The organism is Streptomyces sp. NPDC026062, assembly GCF_055568375.1.
The window spans coordinates 157,917-177,980 of record NZ_JBVHOQ010000002.1; the positions used below are offsets into that span (position 1 = coordinate 157,917).

The 20,064-nt window shown below is 72.2% G+C and carries 16 protein-coding genes and 1 tRNA gene; 7 read left to right on the forward strand and 10 right to left on the reverse strand.

Translation table 11 applies throughout. From position 1 onward, the window contains the following. Positions 1-8: 8 nt before the first annotated feature. From ACZ4LX_RS02420 to ACZ4LX_RS02430, 3 genes are all read right to left on the reverse strand, one after another. Positions 9-872 (reverse strand): chitosanase, encoded by an 864-nt coding sequence (locus ACZ4LX_RS02420; protein WP_467637361.1) that lies wholly within the window; start codon positions 870-872, stop codon positions 9-11. Positions 873-1,043: 171 nt separating this feature from the next. Then, positions 1,044-1,355, reverse strand: a complete 312-nt coding sequence (locus ACZ4LX_RS02425) for an SH3 domain-containing protein (RefSeq protein WP_467637364.1) — start codon at positions 1,353-1,355, stop codon at positions 1,044-1,046. A gap of 188 nt (positions 1,356-1,543) precedes the next feature. Beyond that, positions 1,544-2,335, reverse strand: a complete 792-nt coding sequence (locus ACZ4LX_RS02430; protein ID WP_467637827.1) for a chitosanase — start codon at positions 2,333-2,335, stop codon at positions 1,544-1,546. Positions 2,336-2,443: 108 nt separating this feature from the next. Between ACZ4LX_RS02430 and ACZ4LX_RS02435 the strand changes: the two genes are divergently transcribed. Beyond that, positions 2,444-3,127: an alpha/beta fold hydrolase gene (locus ACZ4LX_RS02435; RefSeq protein WP_467637367.1), complete on the forward strand. Its 684-nt coding sequence runs from the start codon at positions 2,444-2,446 to the stop codon at positions 3,125-3,127. 21 nt (positions 3,128-3,148) lie between these two features. Here ACZ4LX_RS02435 and ACZ4LX_RS02440 read toward each other — a convergent pair whose 3' ends face one another. Then, complete coding sequence (locus tag ACZ4LX_RS02440) at positions 3,149-3,754, reverse strand: TIGR03086 family metal-binding protein (protein ID WP_467637370.1); 606 nt, start codon at positions 3,752-3,754, stop codon at positions 3,149-3,151. 237 nt (positions 3,755-3,991) lie between these two features. On the opposite strand from ACZ4LX_RS02440, the gene ACZ4LX_RS02445 reads away from it, so the two are divergent. Further along, entirely contained in the window at positions 3,992-4,969 is a 978-nt protein-coding gene (locus ACZ4LX_RS02445) for a fibronectin type III domain-containing protein (protein WP_467637373.1), read from the forward strand. An 83-nt stretch (positions 4,970-5,052) separates the two neighbouring features. Here the strand turns inward: ACZ4LX_RS02445 and ACZ4LX_RS02450 are convergent, their stop codons facing one another. The 5 genes from ACZ4LX_RS02450 to ACZ4LX_RS02470 form a co-directional block, all read right to left on the reverse strand. Further along, positions 5,053-6,258 carry a vWA domain-containing protein gene (locus ACZ4LX_RS02450; RefSeq protein WP_467637377.1) on the reverse strand — a complete coding sequence of 402 codons (1,206 nt, stop codon included), beginning with the start codon at positions 6,256-6,258 and terminating at the stop codon, positions 5,053-5,055. A 4-nt stretch (positions 6,259-6,262) separates the two neighbouring features. After that, positions 6,263-7,498, reverse strand: a complete 1,236-nt coding sequence (locus ACZ4LX_RS02455) for a sigma 54-interacting transcriptional regulator (protein WP_467637382.1) — start codon at positions 7,496-7,498, stop codon at positions 6,263-6,265. Then, positions 7,495-9,258 carry an ankyrin repeat domain-containing protein gene (locus ACZ4LX_RS02460; protein WP_467637385.1) on the reverse strand — a complete coding sequence of 588 codons (1,764 nt, stop codon included), beginning with the start codon at positions 9,256-9,258 and terminating at the stop codon, positions 7,495-7,497. Before ACZ4LX_RS02460 ends, ACZ4LX_RS02455 begins: the two co-directional genes overlap by 4 nt. Further along, positions 9,255-10,391, reverse strand: coding sequence for a leucine-rich repeat domain-containing protein (locus tag ACZ4LX_RS02465; protein ID WP_467637388.1), 1,137 nt, complete (start codon positions 10,389-10,391; stop codon positions 9,255-9,257). The genes ACZ4LX_RS02460 and ACZ4LX_RS02465 overlap by 4 nt, the downstream gene beginning before the upstream one ends. Before the next feature lie 106 nt (positions 10,392-10,497). After that, positions 10,498-10,573: transfer RNA gene (locus ACZ4LX_RS02470), tRNA-Cys, on the reverse strand. A 234-nt stretch (positions 10,574-10,807) separates the two neighbouring features. Here ACZ4LX_RS02470 and ACZ4LX_RS02475 point away from each other — a divergent pair. The 4 genes from ACZ4LX_RS02475 (at position 10,808) to ACZ4LX_RS02490 (ending at position 17,863) form a co-directional block, all read left to right on the forward strand. Beyond that, complete coding sequence (locus ACZ4LX_RS02475; protein WP_467637391.1) at positions 10,808-13,096, forward strand: glycosyl hydrolase family 18 protein; 2,289 nt, start codon at positions 10,808-10,810, stop codon at positions 13,094-13,096. A gap of 314 nt (positions 13,097-13,410) precedes the next feature. Then, positions 13,411-16,542 carry a CHAT domain-containing protein gene (locus tag ACZ4LX_RS02480; RefSeq protein ID WP_467637394.1) on the forward strand — a complete coding sequence of 1,044 codons (3,132 nt, stop codon included), beginning with the start codon at positions 13,411-13,413 and terminating at the stop codon, positions 16,540-16,542. Next, entirely contained in the window at positions 16,539-16,946 is a 408-nt protein-coding gene (locus ACZ4LX_RS02485; RefSeq protein WP_467637397.1) for a hypothetical protein, read from the forward strand. The genes ACZ4LX_RS02480 and ACZ4LX_RS02485 overlap by 4 nt, the downstream gene beginning before the upstream one ends. After that, entirely contained in the window at positions 16,943-17,863 is a 921-nt protein-coding gene (locus tag ACZ4LX_RS02490; RefSeq protein ID WP_467637400.1) for a hypothetical protein, read from the forward strand. The genes ACZ4LX_RS02485 and ACZ4LX_RS02490 overlap by 4 nt, the downstream gene beginning before the upstream one ends. Before the next feature lie 184 nt (positions 17,864-18,047). Here ACZ4LX_RS02490 and ACZ4LX_RS02495 read toward each other — a convergent pair whose 3' ends face one another. Further along, positions 18,048-18,470, reverse strand: coding sequence for a MarR family winged helix-turn-helix transcriptional regulator (locus ACZ4LX_RS02495; RefSeq protein ID WP_467637403.1), 423 nt, complete (start codon positions 18,468-18,470; stop codon positions 18,048-18,050). Positions 18,471-18,672: 202 nt separating this feature from the next. Here ACZ4LX_RS02495 and eno point away from each other — a divergent pair, with 202 nt between their 5' ends. Further along, entirely contained in the window at positions 18,673-19,974 is a 1,302-nt protein-coding gene (eno, locus tag ACZ4LX_RS02500; RefSeq protein ID WP_467637406.1) for a phosphopyruvate hydratase, read from the forward strand. Positions 19,975-20,064: the final 90 nt, after the last annotated feature.

Sequence of the window (20,064 nt, forward strand, 5' to 3'; positions counted from 1 at the left end):
CGGGTGCGTCAGCCGATGTGGAAGCTGTCGCCGTAGACCTTCCAGTCGAGCGGCGGGTCCAGGTCCAGGTTGCCTTCGTCCAGGAAGACCCGCTGGGCGGTGTCCACCCGGCTGGTGTCCTGGTGGGCCTCCTCCTGCTGCATGGCCCAGACCCGCGCGTCCAGGAAGGCGTTGAGGTAGGTGACCTCGTCGCCGCCCTGGGCCGGCGGCTTCGCCTTCGCGAGAGCGCGCTTGCGGATGGACCCGAAGCTCGTGCTGTCGTCGCCGCCACCGTGCATCACGATGGCGTCGTAGTACGCGAACTGGCCGAGCGTGCCCAGTCCGTCGCTCTTGCCCCGGCTGACCGCCGGGTCGAAGTACACCCGGTCGCGCTCGTCGTTCTGGGCCTGCTGGAACGCCGGATCGGCGGCAGCCGTCTCCCAGGCCTCGGTGAAGCCGGGGTCCAGGCCGTCGTGCGAGTCGGTGCCGTCCACGTCGCGCAGGGCCGGCAGATACTCCGCGAGGACGTTGTCCGGCTTCCGCTCGGTGTACAGCTCCACCAGGTCGAGCATGTCGCCGGTGCCGGAGCAGAAGCCGATGATGCCCGCCGTATAGCCGCGGCCGTCGTCGATGTCCTCGATGTAGCGGTACTGGTCCTTCCAGTCCAGCGAGGAGTTCTCCGCGCTGGAGACCAGTTGCATGGCGATGTCCTTCTTCGCCGGATCGTCCAGCCCGGTCGCGGCTGCCTCCTGGTGGTGAACCGCCGTGGGGACGGATTCGGTGCCGGCGAAGGCCGTGGCGGGGATCGCCGTGAGGGTCAGGCCGAGCGCGACGAGTGCGACGCGCACGGATCGGTTGTTGCGACGTGCGGTGCGCTTGTGGGGAGCGTGCACCAGTCCTCCAAGGGAGTTCGTCGTTCCGATTGTTCTGTTAGGAAGCTTTCCTATCAGAGTCGAGCGAGAGCCGTACACCCCTGCGACGCAAATGGGTTGGGCGTGTCCCGGACACGCGAAAGCCCCGCACCAGGCGCGTGGGGTGCCTGGTGCGGGGCTTGGCCTGCGGGATCAGCAGTCCAGATAGGCCACGTGGATCCACACGCCCGTGCGACCGCCCCACAGGTCGCCCATCACCCAGTTGCCCTGCTGGCCGCGGTAGTCGAGATTCTGGCCCCGGTTCACCTGGCCCAGCACGGGGTAGTCCGTGCCCGGTCCGCCGCGGAAGTTCACCCCGTTGTCGTTGACCGTGCAGACCGCGGCCGGTGCCGCCGCCACTCCGTGCGCGGTGACCGTGCTCGGTGTGGCCTGGGCGGCGGGGGAGACCGCCAGCCCGAGACCGGCGGTCAGTACGGCCGCGGCCAGCAGAATCTTCTTGATCATGTCGCGAACTCCTCATTGCTCCGGCCCACGCAGCGTGTGCCGTCCGCCCGCCTCAACGGGCCGGCCGGCCTCCGGGAAACGGGGGCGGGGCATCTGTCGCACGCGATTGAAAGTGCAGGTCATATGCGGTGCGCACCGGCGCACACAGATGTTGCGGCCAGTGCTCCGCGCGCCCATCGATCATGGGTTTACGAGCCGTCAGGACCCTTGATCAGATAGCTGTCGCCGTACACCTTCCACCGCAGCGGTGTCTCCAGACCGAACCTGCCCTGGCGCACGAACACCCGCTGGGCCGTCTCGACCCGACTGGTGTCGGTGTGCGAGGGCTCCTTGCGCATCGCCGCGACCCGGGCGTCGAGGAAGGTGTCCAGGTAGGTCCGCTCGTCACCGCCCCGGGCCGGGGGCAGGTCCTCGGCGAGCGCCTGACGGCGCATCGTCCGGAAACCGACGGTGCCCTCCGTGTCACCCGCCCCGTGCATCACATAGGCGTCGTAGTAGATGAACTGGCCCAGCGCCCCCAGTCCGTCCTTCTTCGCCTGTTCCACCGCGGGATCGAAGTACGACCGGTCCCGCTCGGTGTCCTGGGCCGAGCGGAAGGCCGCGTCACCGGCGGCCCTGGACCACGCCTCGGTGAACGGGCGCCCGAGTCCCGTGTGCGCGTCGGTTCCCTTCACCGCCCGCAGGGCGGGCAGGAACCGCTCCAGCGGGTTTCCCGGCCGGGCCTTCGCGTACCGCGCGACCACGCTCAGCATGTCGCCCGTACCGGAGCAGAAGCCGATGATGCCCGCCGTGTAGCCGCGGCCGTCACCGATGTCCTCGATGTAGCGGTACCGGTCCTTCCAGTCCAGGGTCGAGTTCTCCGCGCTGGAGACCAGCCGCATGGCGATGTCCTTCTTCGCCGGATCGTCCAGCCCGGCCCCGGCTCCCTTGCCGGACAGCGCGCCCGCCCCCGTACAGCCGCACAGCACGGCGACGGCCATGACGAGTGCGGCGAGGGGGCCGGTTGGGGAACGCGGGGCGTGGCTCACCTGTCCACCCTGCCAGGCCGCGGGAGTGATCTTCCCTCATTCGGCTGTAGCGTCAGGGGCATGGAAGATCAGTCTGTTGTGGATGTCGGCGACGTACGTCTGGCGTACCGGACCTGGGGCGACCCGTTCGGCTCGCCCGTCGTACTGCTGCACGGCCTCGGCGATTCCGCCGCGAGCTGGGAGGCGGCCGGGAGCCTGCTCGGTCAGGAATGGCGGGTGTACGCCCTCGACCTGCGCGGTCACGGGGAGAGCGACTGGCCCGACGAGTACGACTTCGAGCTGATGCGGGACGACGTCCTCGGCTTCCTGGACGAGTGCGAACTCGACCGGGTCGGTCTGGTCGGCCACGGCATGGGCGGTGTCGTCGCCCACCTGCTCGCCCAGGAGCACGCCGACCGGGTGGAGCGGCTGGTGCTGGTGGAGACCCCGCCGCCGTTCCCGGGGGCGGCGGGTCCGGACGTCGAGCCCGAAGGGCCGGTCGACTACGACGAGGCCGTCCTTCCGGCCGTGCGGCGTCAGCTGGCCGACCCCGATCCGGCGTGGGCGGAGGGCCTCGGCGAGATCGTCGCCCCGACGCTCGTGCTCACCGGTGGCCCGGCCAGCACGATGCCGCAGGCCCGCCTCCAGGACATGGCCTCGCTGATCCCGGACTGCCACCTCGTCACCGTCGGCGGCGGCCACCGGGTGCACCAGGTCCACGCCGACCAGGTGGCCCAGCAGATCACGGAGTTCTTCACCAGCTGACGCGTGACGGTGGCCCCGGGCTCAGCTCTCCGGCTGCCAGTCGGGGCGCCGTCCGCTCCGGGCGACCGCACGGTCCAGCAGCGGCGCGTCGTCCGGAACCGGGACCGGCGGACCGAATGGCGCGGTGGGCGGCGGGTTGTCACCCAGGTCGGCCAGGAGCGCCAGCGTGTTGCGCAGATGCTCCTCCTCGGCCCCGTACGGCTGGCCGGTCGACCTCGCCAGGTCCCAGCCGTGCAGCACCAGTTCGTTGAGCGCGACCATCCCCGCCACCTGGCCCGGCAGGTCCACGCTGCCGGCCTGCGTCATGCCCTGCCAGGCGTCGGGGGAGCGCCAGGCCGCCACCATCTCGTCGAGCGCCAGGGGCAGCGTGGAACGCCAGTCGTCCGCCGGTACCCCCGACTCCACCGAGGGGGGCGTGCCGGTCGTCGCCCCCAGCTCCTTGCGCGCGGCGTCACGGAAGGCCACCGCCAGCCCGCCGACATGGGCGAGCATGGCGCCCACCGTCACATCGGGGCAGGGCGTCGGCGCGGTCAGGCGGGTGTCGTCGATGGCGTCGAGCAGTCCGGTGATCCGCCGGGCCGCGGGTCCGAGGTCGAGCGGGAGTGCCGCGTTCGTCTGAGTTTCCATACCTGTGCAGACTGCCCGAGCCTCCGGGACTCATCGCCCGGCGCACCGTGCGATGAGTCCCGGGGCGGCCCGGACGGGTGGTGATCGCGGCCGCGGCGTCAGCGACTCGCGCGGTACGTCATCGGTCTGCGGCGCACACCGGCACATTGCGGAACGTTCCGCTCCGACCCCTTGTCGGGGACCCCCGGCGCGTGCGATACAGGTCTGGACCATTGCAGCCGGACGGAAGGCACCCCCGTGCAACGCCCCCACACAACCGCCGCGTTGGCCTGCTCCGCCGCCCTGCTCCTGGCCGCCCTCACCGCCTGCGGCTCGGAGGCCGAGACGGACACCGACAAGCCGACATCGCCGCACGGAGTGACCGCCCAGGCAAGCAGTGCCACCTCCGCGCACGTCATGTGGGAAGCGGCCACCGACGACACGGCCGTCACCGGCTACGAGGTCTACCGCCAGGGCAGGAAGGTCAAGTCCGTCCCCGCCACCAGGGTGATGACCGACGTCGACGGGCTGGCCGCCTCGACCGCGTACACCTTCACCGTCCGTGCCCGGGACGCCGCGGGGAACCTCTCCGCGCCGAGCGCCGCCGCGGCCGTGACCACCCCGGCGCCGACCCCCGCCGACCACGAGGCCCCGACCCGGCCGTCGAAACTGCGCGGCAAGGCCGACGGCGGCCGGGCCGCGACCCTGTCCTGGGGCGGCTCCACGGACGACGTCGGCGTCACCGCGTACGACATCTACCAGGAGGGCTCGCGCATCCACAGCGTGCCCGGTACGCGGACCACGGCCCGGCTCACCGGCCTGCGGCCCGGCACCATCTACACCTTCACGGTCCGTGCCCGCGACGCGGCCGACACCTCGTCGTCCGACAGCGCCCCCTTCGACCTCACCACCCCGACCGCACCCGGCGCACCCGCCAGTACCGCTCCCACGGACCTGCGGATCACGAGCACCGCCCAGGGCAAGGAGTACGCCGTCGACCTGGACTGGAAGCAGCCGGAGACCGGCGGGAAGATCCCTGCCTACCAGCTGTACCTGGACGGCCGGCTGACCACCACCATCGTCTGGGGCGGCGAACCGCCCGCGGGCCGGGCGAGCTACCGGCTCACCGTCACCGACCCGCGCGGCACCCGCTATTCGATGAAGATCCGCGCCAAGCTGCCCGACGGGAAGTGGGGCGGCTTCTCCGCGGTGCGCACGGTCGTGCTCGGAGGCTGAGCCGGCCGAGGACCGGTGCCGTCCCGGTCGGCGGGAGTCGTGCACGGTCACCGCCCCCGGCGGCCGTGCCGGCGGCGCCCGGGTCAGCCGGTGACGCGCACCGTCTCCACCCAGGGCGGCGGCTGCGGGGCGTCGTCGCCGATGAGCGCCGCGACGAGCCGGCACGAGGGCGACTCCCCGGGCCAGGGGGTGAAGCCGTCGGTGAGGACGACCACGATGCCCGGTCGCTCCGGGGCTGCCAGCGCCGAGGCGATGCCCACGCGCATGTCCGTGCCGCCGCCCCCGCCCAGGGTGATCTGCTCGGCGGCCGTCACCCGCGAGACGGCGTGCACATCGGCGTCGCAGGCCAGCACGGAGACCCGGTTGCCCCTGATCCCCACCTCCCGCAGCACCCCGGTGACCTCGCCCAGCGCCGCGGCCAGCTCCGCGTCGCCCATCGAGCCCGAGGTGTCGACGACGACGGCGACCCGGGGCAGCGGCCGGCGCAGACTCGGCAGCACGACACCACGCAGGGCCGCGCCGCGCCGGGACGGACGGCGGTAGGTGTAGTCCACCGCCCCGGAGGCCCAGGCCGCCGCCTCCCGCACCGCACCGGCCAGCGCCTGCCGCCAGTCGACGGTGGGCTCCAGGATCTCGTCCGCCCACCGCTGCCAGCCCGCGGGAAGGGTGCCCCGGCTGCGCCGGTGGGCCCGCATCGCCTCGGCGGTGTGTCGGCGCAGCGCCTCGGCCTCGACCGGGCCGAGCCGGGCCGGTCCGGCGGCCCCGGAGAGGTCCCAGGGCGAGGGCCGCCCGTGCGCCCCCGACCCGCAGTCGTGCGGGTGCGGGGGCGGACCGGGCGGCAGCGCGGGAAGGTACGTCTCGAAGAGCTGACCGGTGGGCAGGCCGAAGAGCCGGGGCTCCACCCGTCCGGCCGGCAGCGCCAGCCCGTCCGCGACGAGGTCGTCGTTGATCTCGCAGTCCTGGGCGACGTTGACGCGGTGGTGGTCGCGCTGCTGCGCGGCGGGGAGCAGGGCCGCCCGGCCGTGGTGGTCGCGCAGCAGATGCGCGACCTCGTGCACCCACACCCCGGCGAGCTGGGCCACGGGTGTCCGGGCGACGAACGACGGGGAGACGTAGACACGCCAGTGCCGGTCCACGCCCATCGTCGGCACCTCGTCGCTCTCGACCACCGACAGGGCGTACAGCGCGGAGGCGAGGTAGGGCCGCTCGGTCGCCGCCCGGTAGCGGGCGGCGAGCAGTTTGGTCCGGTCCAGCCGGAGCCGCGCGGCCGACCCTTCCGGCCCCGTCATCCGCTCAACCGCCCTGCGACAGCGCGCCGGACATCTGGAGCAGTTCCACGAAGGCGTCGATCCCCTCCGGCACCGGCCACTCGGTCTCCCGCATCGAGGCCAGGTCGACCGCGGCCCGCGCCGCGACGTCCGGCACCCCCGCCTCGACGGCCTTCGCCAGCACCGCCCAGCCCGCCTCCCAGCGCCGCCGGGTGAGATCGCCCTGGACGGCGGCGACGACCGCGATGAGAAAGGCGAGCTGCCGGTCGCCGCGCTCGGGCAGGGCGAACGCGTCGGGGTCGGCCAGCACCCGGTCGGGGTCGGGCAGATCCAGGTGCTCCAGGTACGACAGCAGCTCGATGCCCGCCCCGTCGCCCACAGCACCGGTCAGCGCGGCGGCGACCGCCTCCCGGCCGGCCCCGGTCGCGTACCCCGTGGCGAGCAGCCGCAGGGCCATGTCCCAGGTGCGGGGCGAGGGCCAGGCACGGCCCCGGCTCTCCGCGTCGGCCGGGAGGTGGTGGACGAGACCCGGACGGGCGGTGAGGAAGCCGGAGACCGCGCCCCGGGCACGGGCCACCGAACCCGGCACCCTCGCGGCCTCGACGACGGGGACCGATGCCTCGGGCCAGGTCCCGGCCATGCCGCGCGCGACGGTGCGCGGATCGTGTGTCCACTGCAGATGCACGAAGCGGTTGGCGAGCGGAGGGCTGAGATGCCAGCCGTCCGCCGCGCTCGACGGCGGGTTGGCCGCCGCCACGATGCGTACGGAATCCGGAAGCGTCAGGCTTCCCACCCTCCGTTCGAGCACGACCCGCAGCAGGGCCGCCTGCACGGCCGGCGGAGCGGACGACAACTCGTCGAAGAACAGCAGCCCCTGGCCCCGGTGCGCGAGCCGGACCGCCCAGTCCGGCGGTGCCATCGGCACCCCGGTCACCGCGGGGTCGTCACCGACGACGGGCAGCCCGGCGAAGTCGGACGGCTCATGTACGCTGGCGATGACGGTTTCCAGCCCCAGGCCGAGGCCGGCGGCGAGCTGCTCCAGCCCGGCGGACTTTCCGATGCCCGGCTCACCCCAGAGCAGGACCGGCTGATTGGCCGTCACAGCCAGTGCGAGAGCCTCCAGTTGGGGACTCGCGACGTTTTCGGTCCGTGCCGTGCGCAGTCTGCGGTTGAGCGCGTCGGCGGCGTCCAGCGGGCTTGCCGAGGGGGCGGCAGGGCCCTGCGGCGTCCGCCCCGCGGTGTCGCGGGTGTCGGTGCTCATCCGTCCTCACCCTCTTCCTCGTCCTCGTCGTGCCCGTCGTCCTCCCATTCGTCCCACCACTCCGACCCGATGTCGGGATGCTCCTTCTCGACCCGTTCCCCGAGGAACTCCAGTTCGGTCCGCCGGTACTTGCGGATCATCTGGGCCAGTGAGAGATCGGTCTGGTCGGTGACGTCGATCGCGGCCCCGGCGTCGACGAGGGCCCGCACGAGCGCCGCCGACCCCCGGCCGGAGACGGCGGTGCTGAGCGGAGTGCGATCCCGGTGGTCCCTGGCCTCCAGGTCGAGGCCGGCGTCCAGCAGCCTCGGCAGCAGGGGCTCGTGGTCGAGCAGGGGCAGGAGATGGAGCAGGGTGCGGCGGCCTCGGTCCTTGATCCGCAGATCGATCCCCGCGTCCAGCAGCGCCACTACGCCAGGGGTGTCCCCGTGCTGGGCGCGCAGGAAGAGTTCACGCCGCTGGGCGTCGAGGGCGCGGGGGAGCCGGCCGGATCCGGAGACGCAGCGGTGCTCGACGGCGAAGCAGCCGCTGACCGCGCCGCCGAAGGCACGCAGGGCCCTCTCACGCTGACGTTCCTGCGTGCTGTGCGGTGAGGTGAGGGTCCCGTCGCGGAAGCGGACCTCGTGCCAGGTGCCTTGGCACCTGACCCGCACCGGTTCCGGAAGCGCCGGTCCGGGCGGGCCGAACGGTCCGTCGAGGCCGGGGAAGAGCGCCTCCGCCACCAGCGGATGCAGTTCGGACGGGGTCACTTGGCCGTCCCGCAGGAGATCGAGGTCGGGCAGCCTCCGCCAGACCGCCTCCGGGAGAAGGACGGCGCCCACGGCTTCCTCGCGGGCCACGACGCTCATCCGCAGCCGGCCGTCGCGGCCGGTGAAGTCCAGCAGGACGCGCGCCCGCCAGTCCTGACCGATCTGGAACCGCTCCGCCTTTCCGTGTTCCGCGAGACGGCGCACCTCCGCCTCCAGCCGGGGCAGGTCCAGGGCCAGTTGGGCGATGACGTCCTCGGGTGCGGTCCGGGACCACGAGGGCATGGTGGGCGGCGTCGGATCCCATTCGATTCCGGCGGCGGCCAGTGCCTCGGCCACCCTGCCGCTCCGGTGCAACAGGGTCACCCACTCGGCGTGGCCCACCGCGTCCTCGGGGCCCGGATCCGTTGAGGGGAGCCCGGTCGCCGCGAGGGGTGTGCCGTCCTCGTCGAGGAAGGGCAGCCGGGCCCCGCCGCCGTTCCGTGCGCGCAACTCGCCCGCGCGGCGCACGTCCCAGAGGTGTCCGACGGTCCGCCAGTCCTCGACTCCGCCGCGGAACAGCCCGGAAGCGATCCGGCGTCCCAGCGGGCCGAAGCGCAGCGAGAGCCGCTGCGGCCCGTCGGCCATCGGGGGCGTACGCAGGTGCAGATAGGGCCCTCCGGCCTCCGCCCCGTCCCCGGCGTTGCCGTAGCCCGCGAGGACCACGGTCCGGTCGGTGGCGAAGGTGGAGCGCCCGCTGAGGATCCGCGGCAGATGCCAGCGGACCAGGTCCGGTGCGAGGCTGCGGAGGTCGTCCTCCAGCGCCTCGGCCACGGCGGCGCCGTGGCGGGCGGCGACCGCGACGGGATCGAGGTCCACGTCGAAGCCCGCTGCCGCGCAGGCTCCCCGCCAGTCGCCCGACTCCCGTCGCGCGCCCGAGGCCTCGGTCATGGAGCGGGGCACCGCGTAGCGGCGGACCTGCCTCCAGCTCGCGGACTCCTGCGGGGAGAGGAAGCGGTCGGCGTCCTGCTCACTCATCGGTAGAGGCTCCTGACCGCGCGCAGGTCCGCGTGGGCCCCGCCGTCCGGGCGCAGCACCGTGGAGAAGGACCGCTTCACCCTGCGCGGCAGCCCGGGGCCCAGCCCCACGTACTCCAGCCGGGACTCGTGGCCGACGGCGGCGAGCAGGGTCTTGGCCCCTCGGCCCGTCAGCCCGGTGTGGCTGAGTTCGAGCCGCCGCAGCGGACTGCCACGCAGGGCTGCGGCCAGTGCGTGCGCTCCGAGGTCGCCGGTGGTGTTGGGCGGTGCGCCGAGGCCGCGCTGCGAGGGTGGCCGGCCCAGGTCCAGGGCCTCGATCCCGTCGAGCGCGTCGGCGAGGGCACGCGCCCCGGCGGGGCCGATGCCGTTGCCGCCGAGTCCGAGCCGCACCGGGCGCGCGGGGTCGGCGGCCGCCGCCAGCACGGCGGCGCCCGTGTCGCCGAGGTGGTTGGAGGGCAGGTACAGCTCCCGGACGCCGGCGTCCCTGATCAGCCGGGCCAGCAGCGGGGCGTCGTCGGCGCCGAGCCCGTTGCCCCCGAGGAACAGCCGCTCGACGGGCCGGGAACGTCCGCTCAGTACGTCCAGCAGGGCCCTGAGTCCGTCCGCGGTGACACCGGTGTTGACCAGGTCGAGGGTGCGCAGCGCGGTGTCGCGGCGCAACAGCGGCACCAGGGCGTGAACCCCGGCGTCCCCCAAGGGGTTGCGCTTGAGCCAGAGGGCCCGGACGGTGCCGTCGCCGCCCAGCGCTCCGGCGAGCGCCGTGACGCCCTCGACGCCGATGCGGTTGCAGCCGAGATACAGGGTGTGCAGTCCGTGCCCGTCCTCGGCGACCGCGTCCGCGACGGCCCTCGCGCCCTCGTCCCCCAGGGAGTTGGTGCCGAGGAGTACGTGGGAGGCGTGCGGAGAGCGGGCGACGGCGGGCATCACCAGGGCCGCGCCGGCCGCGCCGAGCCCCTGCTTGCAGAGATCGAGCCGCCCGTCGGCACGCAACGTGCCCAGCGGATACGTCTCATCGGCCTCGACGGGGTGCTCCGCTGCCAGCCGTTCGAGCAGCGGACCGAGCAAGGCCGTATCGGCGACGGGAAGGTCCGGGTGCTCAATGGCCGGACAGCGCACCGGCGTCGGCTGCAACATCGCTTCTCCCCAGATCCCCCGCCGGTCCCCGGACGGGGGAGGGCGACCGCGCGCTCCGCCCGCTCGGGACGAACCGACGCCGTCGACTCTCCGCTACGAAAAAAGGTGGCAAGACCGGTCGGATTCGAACCGACGTCCTCCAGCTTGCTGCTAGGGCGCGACGACCTCTGCGCTACAGCCTTGCCGTCGGTGATCCTAGCGGCGGCGCCACGTAATCCGCACACCAGTACCCCGAGTTGCCCGTTCACCCGGGGCGGGGCCGGACGGCGAGGGCCTCCGTTCGCGGGCGGACCCAACTGGTCTGTACCTCTTGACGAGTTGGTCCAGACCAATTACCTTCCCCTGTGCTCCATGGAACGACATGCATCCGCTCCCCCCGAGGGCCGCTCCGCCGGTCCCAGCCGCAAGGGAGAACCATGTTCGAGCACATGCCCCTCAGACGGAGGACGGCGACCGCACTGCTCGCCGTCCTCGCCCTCCTCCTCGCCCTGCTGTCCCTCCAGACCGGCCCCGCGCACGCGGCCGGCAAGCTCACGGCGACCTTCACCTCCGCCGACAATGGCCCCTGGTGGAAGGGCACCTACGTCCTGCGCAACGACACCGACACGGCCGTGACCGGCTGGAGCCTGGAGTTCGACCTGCCCGCCGGCGTGGCGGTCAGCTCCTCGTACAACGGCACCGTCACCACACAGGGCAGCCACATCACCGCGGTCAACGCCCACTACAACGGCACGGTCGCCGCGCACAGCACCACCGAGCCCTACAGCTTCTGGTTCGTCGCCACCGGCCCCCTCACCGCGCCCACCGGCTGCCGGATCAACGGCGACAAGTGCGACGGGTCCGCCGACGCCCCGCCCGGCGTACCCGGCGGGCTCAAGCAGACGGATGTGACCGCCCGCACCGCCTCGCTGTCCTGGACGGCCGCCGCCGCGGGGGACTTCCCCGTGGCCTCGTACGACATCCTGGCCGGCGGCAAGGTGGTCGGATCGGCCACCGCGACGACCTCCGCCACCGTCACCGGGCTGACGCCCGCCACCGCCTACTCCTTCACCGTCCGGGCCAAGGACACCCGGGGCAACACCTCCGCCGAGAGCGCCCCGCTGGCCGTCACCACCGTCGACCCGGCCACCGACACCTCACCGCCGACGGCCCCGGGCGCCCTGCACGCCACCGCGGCCGATTCCTCGTCCGTCACGCTGGCCTGGACCGCCGCCACGGACAACCAACGGGTGGCCGCCTACGACCTCTACCGAGGCTCCGCCCTGGCCACGACGGTCTCCGGCACCACGGTCACCGCCACCATCGGCGGTCTGTCGCCCTCGACCTCGTACTCCTTCACGGTCAAGGCCCGTGACGCGGCGGACAACGCCTCGCCCGCGAGCAACACCCTCACCGTGAAGACCGACGACATCGTCGGAGCGGGCAACTACGCGAAGGTCGGCTACTTCGTCCAGTGGGGGATCTACGGCCGCCAGTACTTCGTCAAGAACCTCCATGACTCCGGCGCCGCCGGGAAGCTCGACATCGTCAACTACGCGTTCGCCAACATCGACCCCAACAACCTCACCTGCCTGAACGGCGTCACCAAGGGCACCACCGCCGACCCGCAGGACCCCGAGCAGGGCACCGGCGCAGGTGACGCGGACGCCGACTACGCCCGCCCGTTCAGCGCCGCCCAGTCCGTGGACGGTGTCGCGGACGACGGCTGGGGCAAACTGCGCGGCAACTTCAACCAGTTGAAGAAGCTGAAGCAGCTCCATCCCGGCCTCAAGATCGTGGTCTCTCTCGGCGGCTGGACCTACTCGAAGTACTTCTCCGACGTCGCCGCCACCGACGCCGCCCGCAAGAAGTTCGTCTCCTCCTGCGTCGACATGTACATCAAGGGCAATCTGCCCGAGTACGGCGGCGCGGGCGGGCCCGGCACCGCGGCGGGCATCTTCGACGGCTTCGACATCGACTGGGAGTGGCCCGGCACCGGCACCGGACACCCCGGCAACCACTATTCGCCGAGCGACAAGGACAACCTCACCCTGCTGCTCGCCGAGTTCCGCAGGCAGCTGGACGCCCTCGGCGGCGGCCACCGCCTGCTCACCGCCTTCACCCCCGCCGACCCGCAGAAGATCGGTGAGGGCTGGGACCTGGGCAAGGTCTTCGACTCCCTCGATGTCGCCAACGTCCAGGGCTACGACTTCCACGGCTCGGGCAGCGACAACTCCTGGGAACCGAACCGCACCGGCCACCAGGCCAATCTCTACACCGACGACCAGGACCCGTACGACTTCCACTTCAGCGCGGACGCCGCCATCAAGGCGTACACGGACGCCGGCGTCGAACCCCGCAAGCTGACCCTCGGCATCCCGTTCTACGGCCGGGGCTGGCAGAACGTCACCGACGGCGGGGCGGCCGGTGAATGGCAGCCCGCGGGCGGGGCGGCCCCCGGCCAGTTCGCCGAGGAGGCCGGCACCCGGGGCTACTCCAACCTCATCGGCGCCTACCCGACGATGGCGGTCCACCACGATGAGCAGTCGGTGTCGGCCTACGGGTACACCGGCAGTCAGTGGTGGTCGTTCGACGACACGTGGTCCATCGGCAGGAAGACCACGTACGTCAAGGACAAGGGTCTGCTGGGCGTCATGATCTGGGAGATGTCGGGGGACACCTCACAGGGGACGCTGATGAACGCGCTGGACACCGGGCTGAAGTAGGGCACCGGGCGGGGAACGGATACCGGCTCGAAACCCGGGATCCCCGGCCGGTCCGGAGAGCTCTCACTCCGGACGGAAGAGGCGGAGGTCCCGCTGCCGCGACGCTCGGCAGTGGGACCTCCGCCTTCCGGCGGGAAGCCGGCCCCGCACGAGGTGCCGCCGCGGAGCGGGAGGCCGGACCCGGGGGGCAAACCCGGGCGTCCGCGCGTACGTTGCCCGACGCCGCACCACAACTCGCCAGGAATGCCTAGGATTCCGGGCCCCGAGGCTCCAAGCTCGTAGGGGTGCGGTACGGCCGAGGGAGGGGTTTCACGGTGCGGAGCGATGATGCGCGCGACAAGAGGCGAACCCTGAAGAGCGCCGCGGAGTTCAAGGAGCGCGGGGACTACGCACAGGCGGCGGCCCTGCTCGACGAGCAGATCAGGCGTGCACCCGATGTCGAACTGCTCACCGCGGCAGATGATGTGATCTTCGCCGGCTTTCGCGCCGGTGAGTTCGGCGTGGTGCTTTCCCTCACACATACGCTGTGGTCCCTCTTGCGGGCTGTTCAGGGCGACAACCCGGGCATCGTGGAGCGGGCCACCACGGTCATGCTCTTCGCGGAGCGGACCGGACAGGGCGACCTGGCCCGGCAGATGGCGGACTACGTCCTCGGAGCGAGACGCGGATATCTGCCCGACCGCCACCCCGACCTCCTTCTCGCGCTGACGGACGCGGCACGCCTCCACCTCGCGTCGGGCGACATCGAAGCGGCCCGGCCTCTGTACGAAGAGCTGGCCGGGGGCCTGCCGGGAGAGGGGCCGCAGGACAGCGCGGACGCGTCGGCGCGGGCGTCGGCGCACTGTCTGCTCGGCGAGCTGACTCTGCGTCTCGGAGAGGGCGACGCAGCCGATGAGCACTGGAACCGCGCCCTGACCTGGGCGGAACACCTACCCGGCAGCCGCCCGCTGCGCATCGCCGCACATCTCGGCCTCGGACGACTGTCCCTGGCGTTCTCCGACATCTCCGGTACCGCGCGTCATCTTGAGCGGGCCTACGAACAGACCCGCCTGGTTCTCGGCACTCCCGGAGAGCCGGTCTGGTACGGCCCGACCACTGACGCGGCAGCCGTGGCCGCCATGCTCTTCGATCTCGGCATCGCCCATCGCGACAGGCGCGACCTCCTCGGCGCGGAGCGGGCGCTCCAGGAGGCGATCGATCTGTATGCGGCCCTCGCGCAGCGGGGTTCGGTGGCCGACGCGGTCGTGGCGCTCGGCCATGTCTACCTGGCGCACGGGGCGTTCGAGGCAGCCGAGCGGCACTTCGTGCACGCGCTCGTGATCTTGGACGGGCTCACCGGGCCCCGGCCGCAGACCAGACTCCGGGCCCTGACGAACCTGGGTGCTCTGCGGGAGCAGCAGGGGCGCGTCGACGAGGCCGGACGTCTGCTCGGTCAGGCCGCCGAGTCCGTGACGGACGACACCTTGCCGCAGCAGCGCTCCTCACTGCTGAACAACCGTGGCCGGCTGGCCTTCAAGTCCTGTCGGGACCGGGAAGCAGCCCGTTTCTACCAGGAGGCTCTGGATGTGTGCCGGGCGGAGGAGGACAACCTGCCCGGCGTGCGGGACATCCTCTTCAACCTTGCCGAGGTGCAGCTGACACTCGGCGACACCTCGACGGCCGTGTCGACGTTTCAGGAGGGCCTGAGCCTTGAGGACGCTCAGCTGTCCTCGATCCTCGGAACAGGTTCGCAGCGAGAGTGGCTCGAAGCGGTCACGAATGCCCAGTTCCGCGCCGACCAACTGCTGGACATGGTCGTGACCTTCCACCACGGGGACCCCGCCTACGTGGAGGCGGCCGCGGACGTGCTGCTGAGCCGCGCCGGTCTCGCGACCGCGACGAGCCTGCGGACCGTCCCGACGAGGGGTGACGCGGACCCCAGGGCCGATGAACTGCGGCAGGCCCACAGAAGACTGAGCAGAGCCGTCGGGAGCAGGAAGCTGGCCGGCCCGCCCGAGGGAGGGGAGCGCGACCACGAGGCAGGACTGATCGAGGACCGGTTCCGGCTGGAGGCCATCGAGTCCGAACTGGCGATCCGTGTGTACGGCGGTTCGAGCATCGAGGCGTTCGCCCTGCGGTGGCGCCGGATCGCGGAGGCTCTGCCCGCCGGCACCGCGCTGGTCGACCTGCGGCGCCACGTCTCGTTCGACTACGCGAGCGACGACCGGACGGCCCACCTCGTCGGCGGCCATCGCTATGCCGCGCTCGTCGTGCACCCGCACAGGCCCCCCGCGCTCGTCCCGCTCGGTGCGGCCGACGCGATCGATGCCGCGGCGGTCGACGTGGTGGCCGCCTTCAGCGGACTGAGGCCGGCCGACGACACCGCGGTCTCCGCCGTACGCGAGGCGGTCATCGACCCGCTGCTGCCACAGCTGGAGGGAGTTCGCGCGGTCCTGATCGCCCCGGACGGAGAACTCAGCCGGCTTCCGTTCGAAGCCGTACCTCTCGGCGACGGCAGGCTCGTCATGGACGAGTACGAGGTGAGCTACCTGGCGAGTGCCCGGGACGTCCTGAGGATCGGAGCACCCTTGGAGCCCGCCGGCCCGTCGCTCGTCGTGGCTGATCCCGACCTGGACCTGAGAGCCTCTGCCGCCGGGCCCCGGGAGTCCGTCGAGGCCGCCTTCGGCCCGCTGCCCGCCGCCCGTGCCGAAGCCGAGCACATCGCGGGGCTGCTCGGTGTCGTACCCGTGCTGGGCGGCGACGCCGTCAGGGGAACGGTGACCGGCGCCACCAGTCCCGCAGTGCTCCATGTCGCCACCCACGGATTCTTTCTGCCGGCGATCACGCCGGATCTCCTGGCCCCCGAGAAGATCCAGGTCGGCGCTGCCGTGCGGCCGGCCGACAAGGACCGGCGGCTGATGACGCTGAACGGGATCCTGGCCACGCCGATCGGCTTCACGGCCAGCAGCGACAGCGCCTTCCGGCGCCTGTCCGGGGAGGGCCTGGACGACCCGATGCTGCAATCCGGCCTGGCTTTCGCGGGCGCCAACACATGGCTTGCCGGGGAAGATCCGCCACGCGAGGCCGGAAACGGTGTGGTCACGGCGGCTGACCTGGCAGCCACCGACCTGAGCGCGACCAGGCTTGTCGTGCTCTCCGCGTGCGACACGGCACTCGGCGAGACCCGGACCGGCGTGGGGGTCTTCGGGATGCGGCACGCGGTCTCGCTCGCAGGCGCCCGCACGCTCGTGATGAGCCTGTGGAAGGTGCCCGACAAGCAGACCCGCGAGCTGATGACCGAGTTCTACGCCCGGGTGATGGCCGGCGCCGGCGTGGCGGAAGCGCTGACCGCCGCCCGGGGGGTGCAGCGCCTGAAGTACCCGCATCCCGTTTACTGGGCGGCGTTCGTCTGCCAGGGCGACCCGGGCCCTGTCCGGCTCACGCCGGTGGAAGGGGAGCACACGTGACCGGTGTCGCCGAGGTCATCGCTCTGCTGAGGCCGCTTCCGAGCCCCAACCCTTACCCCGCGGTCATCGTGGACGGCGAACAAGACCTTTCCCGTGCGCTGGCAGCGGTACTCCAGTACTTCGACGCGGACGACGACCGCGAAGCCGTGACGGTCCACTCGGCCGGAGAAGAGCGCGGACTGCTCCACCGCCGGGAGGTCTACAGCCTGCCGCCACTATGGCTGCACGCGCGGAACTACGGGGCTTCCGACCGGGCGGCCCTGCCCGGCGATGTGCGGTACGAGCTGATCACCCTGCGCTGTCCCGTGCCGAGCTGCTCCCGCCGTCTCTCCCTGATCCTCTATCCGCCCCGGCCGCCGCGATGCCCGGTCCACCCCGAGCGGACGCTGGTGGTCGCCGGATGAGTGCCATGCTGCCACCCGGTCTGGGCCAGGACCACGGACGCCGCTTCTCGGTCATCGGCACCCTTCCGACGCTGGCCGTGCTCCTTACCGTGCTCGCCGAACTCGCCTCGGGCGCTCCGTCACAGATGCCCAGCAGGAAACAGCTGGTCAGCACCATGACGTCGCTCGTTCCCGGTGAGTGGGTGCTGCTCTTCCTCGGCGTGACCATCGCCGCGCTCCTGCTCCAGCCTTCCCAGCGGCACCTCGTCCGCTGGTTCGAGGGCTACCCGCTGACACGAGGGGCCGGTGCGCTTCTGGGGCGTCCGCTCACCGCGCGGTGGCGGCGGCGCTGGGAGCGGCTGAACGCCCTGCAACAGCGGGTCCGTCCTCGTCCTGAGGACCTGCCTGTGATGTCCGAGGCCGCAGCACGTCTGGCCAGGCTGCCACGCGCCCCGGACCGGCTCATGCCGACCAGGCTCGGAAACACGCTCCGTGCCGCCGAGGACCGGCCCGCCGATGCCTACGGCCTCGACACGGTGGCCGCCTGGCCGGAGCTGTACGCGGTCCTTCCGGAGCGGATGGCGTCCCTCGTCGACGATGCCCGGGACCAGCTCGACATGGCGTGCCGGATGACGGCGGCGTTCGCGGTGACGGGCGTCCTCTCGGCGGCGATTCTCCCGTACAGCCGGTGGACGTTCCTTGCCGTGGCGTTCCTTGTCGCCTCCGCCCTGACCTACCGAAGCGCGACGGCCGCGGCGGAAAGCTACGGCCGACTCGTCAACGCGGCCGTGAATCTTCACCGATTCGACCTTCTTGCCGCCTTCCATCTGCCCCTGCCCGCCACACCGGACGAGGAGCGCGCGCGGTTCGGGGCTCTCTCGATCCTTCTGCGCCAGGGCCTGCCAGCCACCGGACCCTACGAGCACACAGACGCGTAGGAGCCGGCCGCTGAGGCTGTGAGGCGCGGCCGCGCGAGGGACAGGCCCCGGCGCAGCGGCTGAAGCAAGGTGGTTTCCAGGGGGCGTCGTGCCGGTCACCGTGCGCCGGCCCCCTGGGCGGGGCATTCTTCCGGGGCCTCGGTCCAGGGCCTGCCAGAGCACCCGCCGGCACCGCCACCGCTGGTCAGCGCGCGGCGAGCCGCTCCATCAGGGCGGCGCTGCGGGCCAGCACCTCCCGCTCCTCGCCGGTGAGTTCGGCCTCGATGACCTGGGCGAGCCACCCGGCCCTGCGCCCGCGCTCCGCGTCGAGTGCGGCATGCCCGGCGGGGGAGAGCTCGACCAGGGTCTTGCGGCCGTCCGTGGGGTGAGCCCGGCGGACGATCAGGCCCTGCTCCATGAGCAACCCGACCGCTCGGGCCATGGACTGGGGCCGCACCCGCTGATCCGCGGCGAGGTCGCTCGTCGTCATGGCCCCGTCGCGGTCGAGGGTGCCGAGTACGGAGACCTGGCCGTGCGGGATCCGGTCCTCGTGCTTCACGCGTCGTGTGAGCTTGCCCATCGCGGTACGCAGTTCGGCGGCGACGGCAGCGGGTTCCGGGGTGGGCATAAGGCACTTTAACCGGTGATCACCAGCGGGAGGGCGCCCCCTGTCCCCGCCGCAGAATTCAACAGCAAAACTGAACAGCAGAACTGAACAGAGAAGCTGAACAGCAAAACTGAACAGCATTGCTGTAGAGTCAAGCGTGTCGCGGCACGCGCCAGTGCTGTCGCAGCAGGGCCGCGACGGGTGTCAACGCGAAGGACCTTCCATGGTTTTCACGGCAGTCGAATCCACCGTCATCCAGTCCGTCACCGCCCGCAGGGTCCTCGACAGCCGGGGCAATCCCACGGTCGAGGCCGATGTCCTCCTCGCCGACGGTTCCCTGGGCCGCGCCGCGGTCCCGTCCGGCGCCTCGACCGGCGCGCGGGAGGCGGTGGAGTTGCGTGACGAGGACCCCAGGCGCTGGCACGGCAAGGGCGTCGACCGCGCGGTCGCCCACGTCAACGGCGACATCGCGTCAGCGGTCACGGGACGTGACGCCGACGACCAGGCGGGCCTCGACGCCGCACTTGTCGCACTCGACGGCACGCCGGACAAGTCCCGCCTCGGCGCCAACGCGCTGCTCGGCGTCTCGCTCGCCGTCGCCAAGGCCGCCGCGGCCGCCCACCGCCTGCCTCTCTACCGCTACCTCGGCGGCGCCGACGCCCGCCTGCTCCCGCTGCCGATGATGAACATCGTCAACGGCGGCGCCCACGCCGACAATCCGCTGGACTTCCAGGAGTTCATGATCGCTCCGGTGGGTGCGGAGACCTTCGCGGAGGCCGTCCGCATGGGCTCCGAGGTCTTCCACACGCTCCGCCGCGACCTGCTGTCCGCGGGACACGCCACGGGCGTCGGCGACGAGGGCGGATTCGCTCCCGCGCTGCGCACGGCGGAGGAGGCGCTCGACTTCGTCATGGCCGCCATCGAGCGCACCGGATACCGGCCCGGCACGGACATCGGACTGGTGATGGATCCCGCCTCGTCGGAGTTCTTCCGGGACGGTACGTACGTGTACACGGGCGAGGGCGTGCGGCGCACCCCCTCCGAGCACGCGTCCCACCTGATCAAGCTGATCGACGCCTACCCGATCGTCTCCATCGAGGACCCGATGGCCGAGGACGACCTGGAGGGCTGGCGGGAGCTCACCGCAGCTGTCGGTGACCGCTGCCAGCTCACCGGTGACGACGTGTTCTGCACCGACGAGGCCCTGCTGCGCGAGGGGATCCGTACCGGCGTCGGCAACTCCGTCCTGGTCAAGGTCAACCAGATCGGCACCCTGACCGAGGCCCTCGCCGCGGTGGCCACCGCGCAGCGCGCCGGCTGGACCGTCGTCATGTCGCACCGCTCCGGCGAGACGGAGGACACCACCATCGCGGACCTGGCGGTCGCGACGGGCTGCGGCCAGATCAAGACCGGATCGCTGTCCCGGTCCGACCGTACGGCGAAGTACAACCAGCTCATCAGGATCGAGGAGGAGCTGGGCGCATCGGCGCGGTACGCGGGCGGGGCGGTTCTGCGCCGCTCCTGACCGGGTCCGCGACGTGTGGCCCGGGGGCGGGGTGGAGTCCGCCCCCGGTGCGCGGCCCGGGGAGCGCGTCTCGCCGAGTGTCCGGGCGCC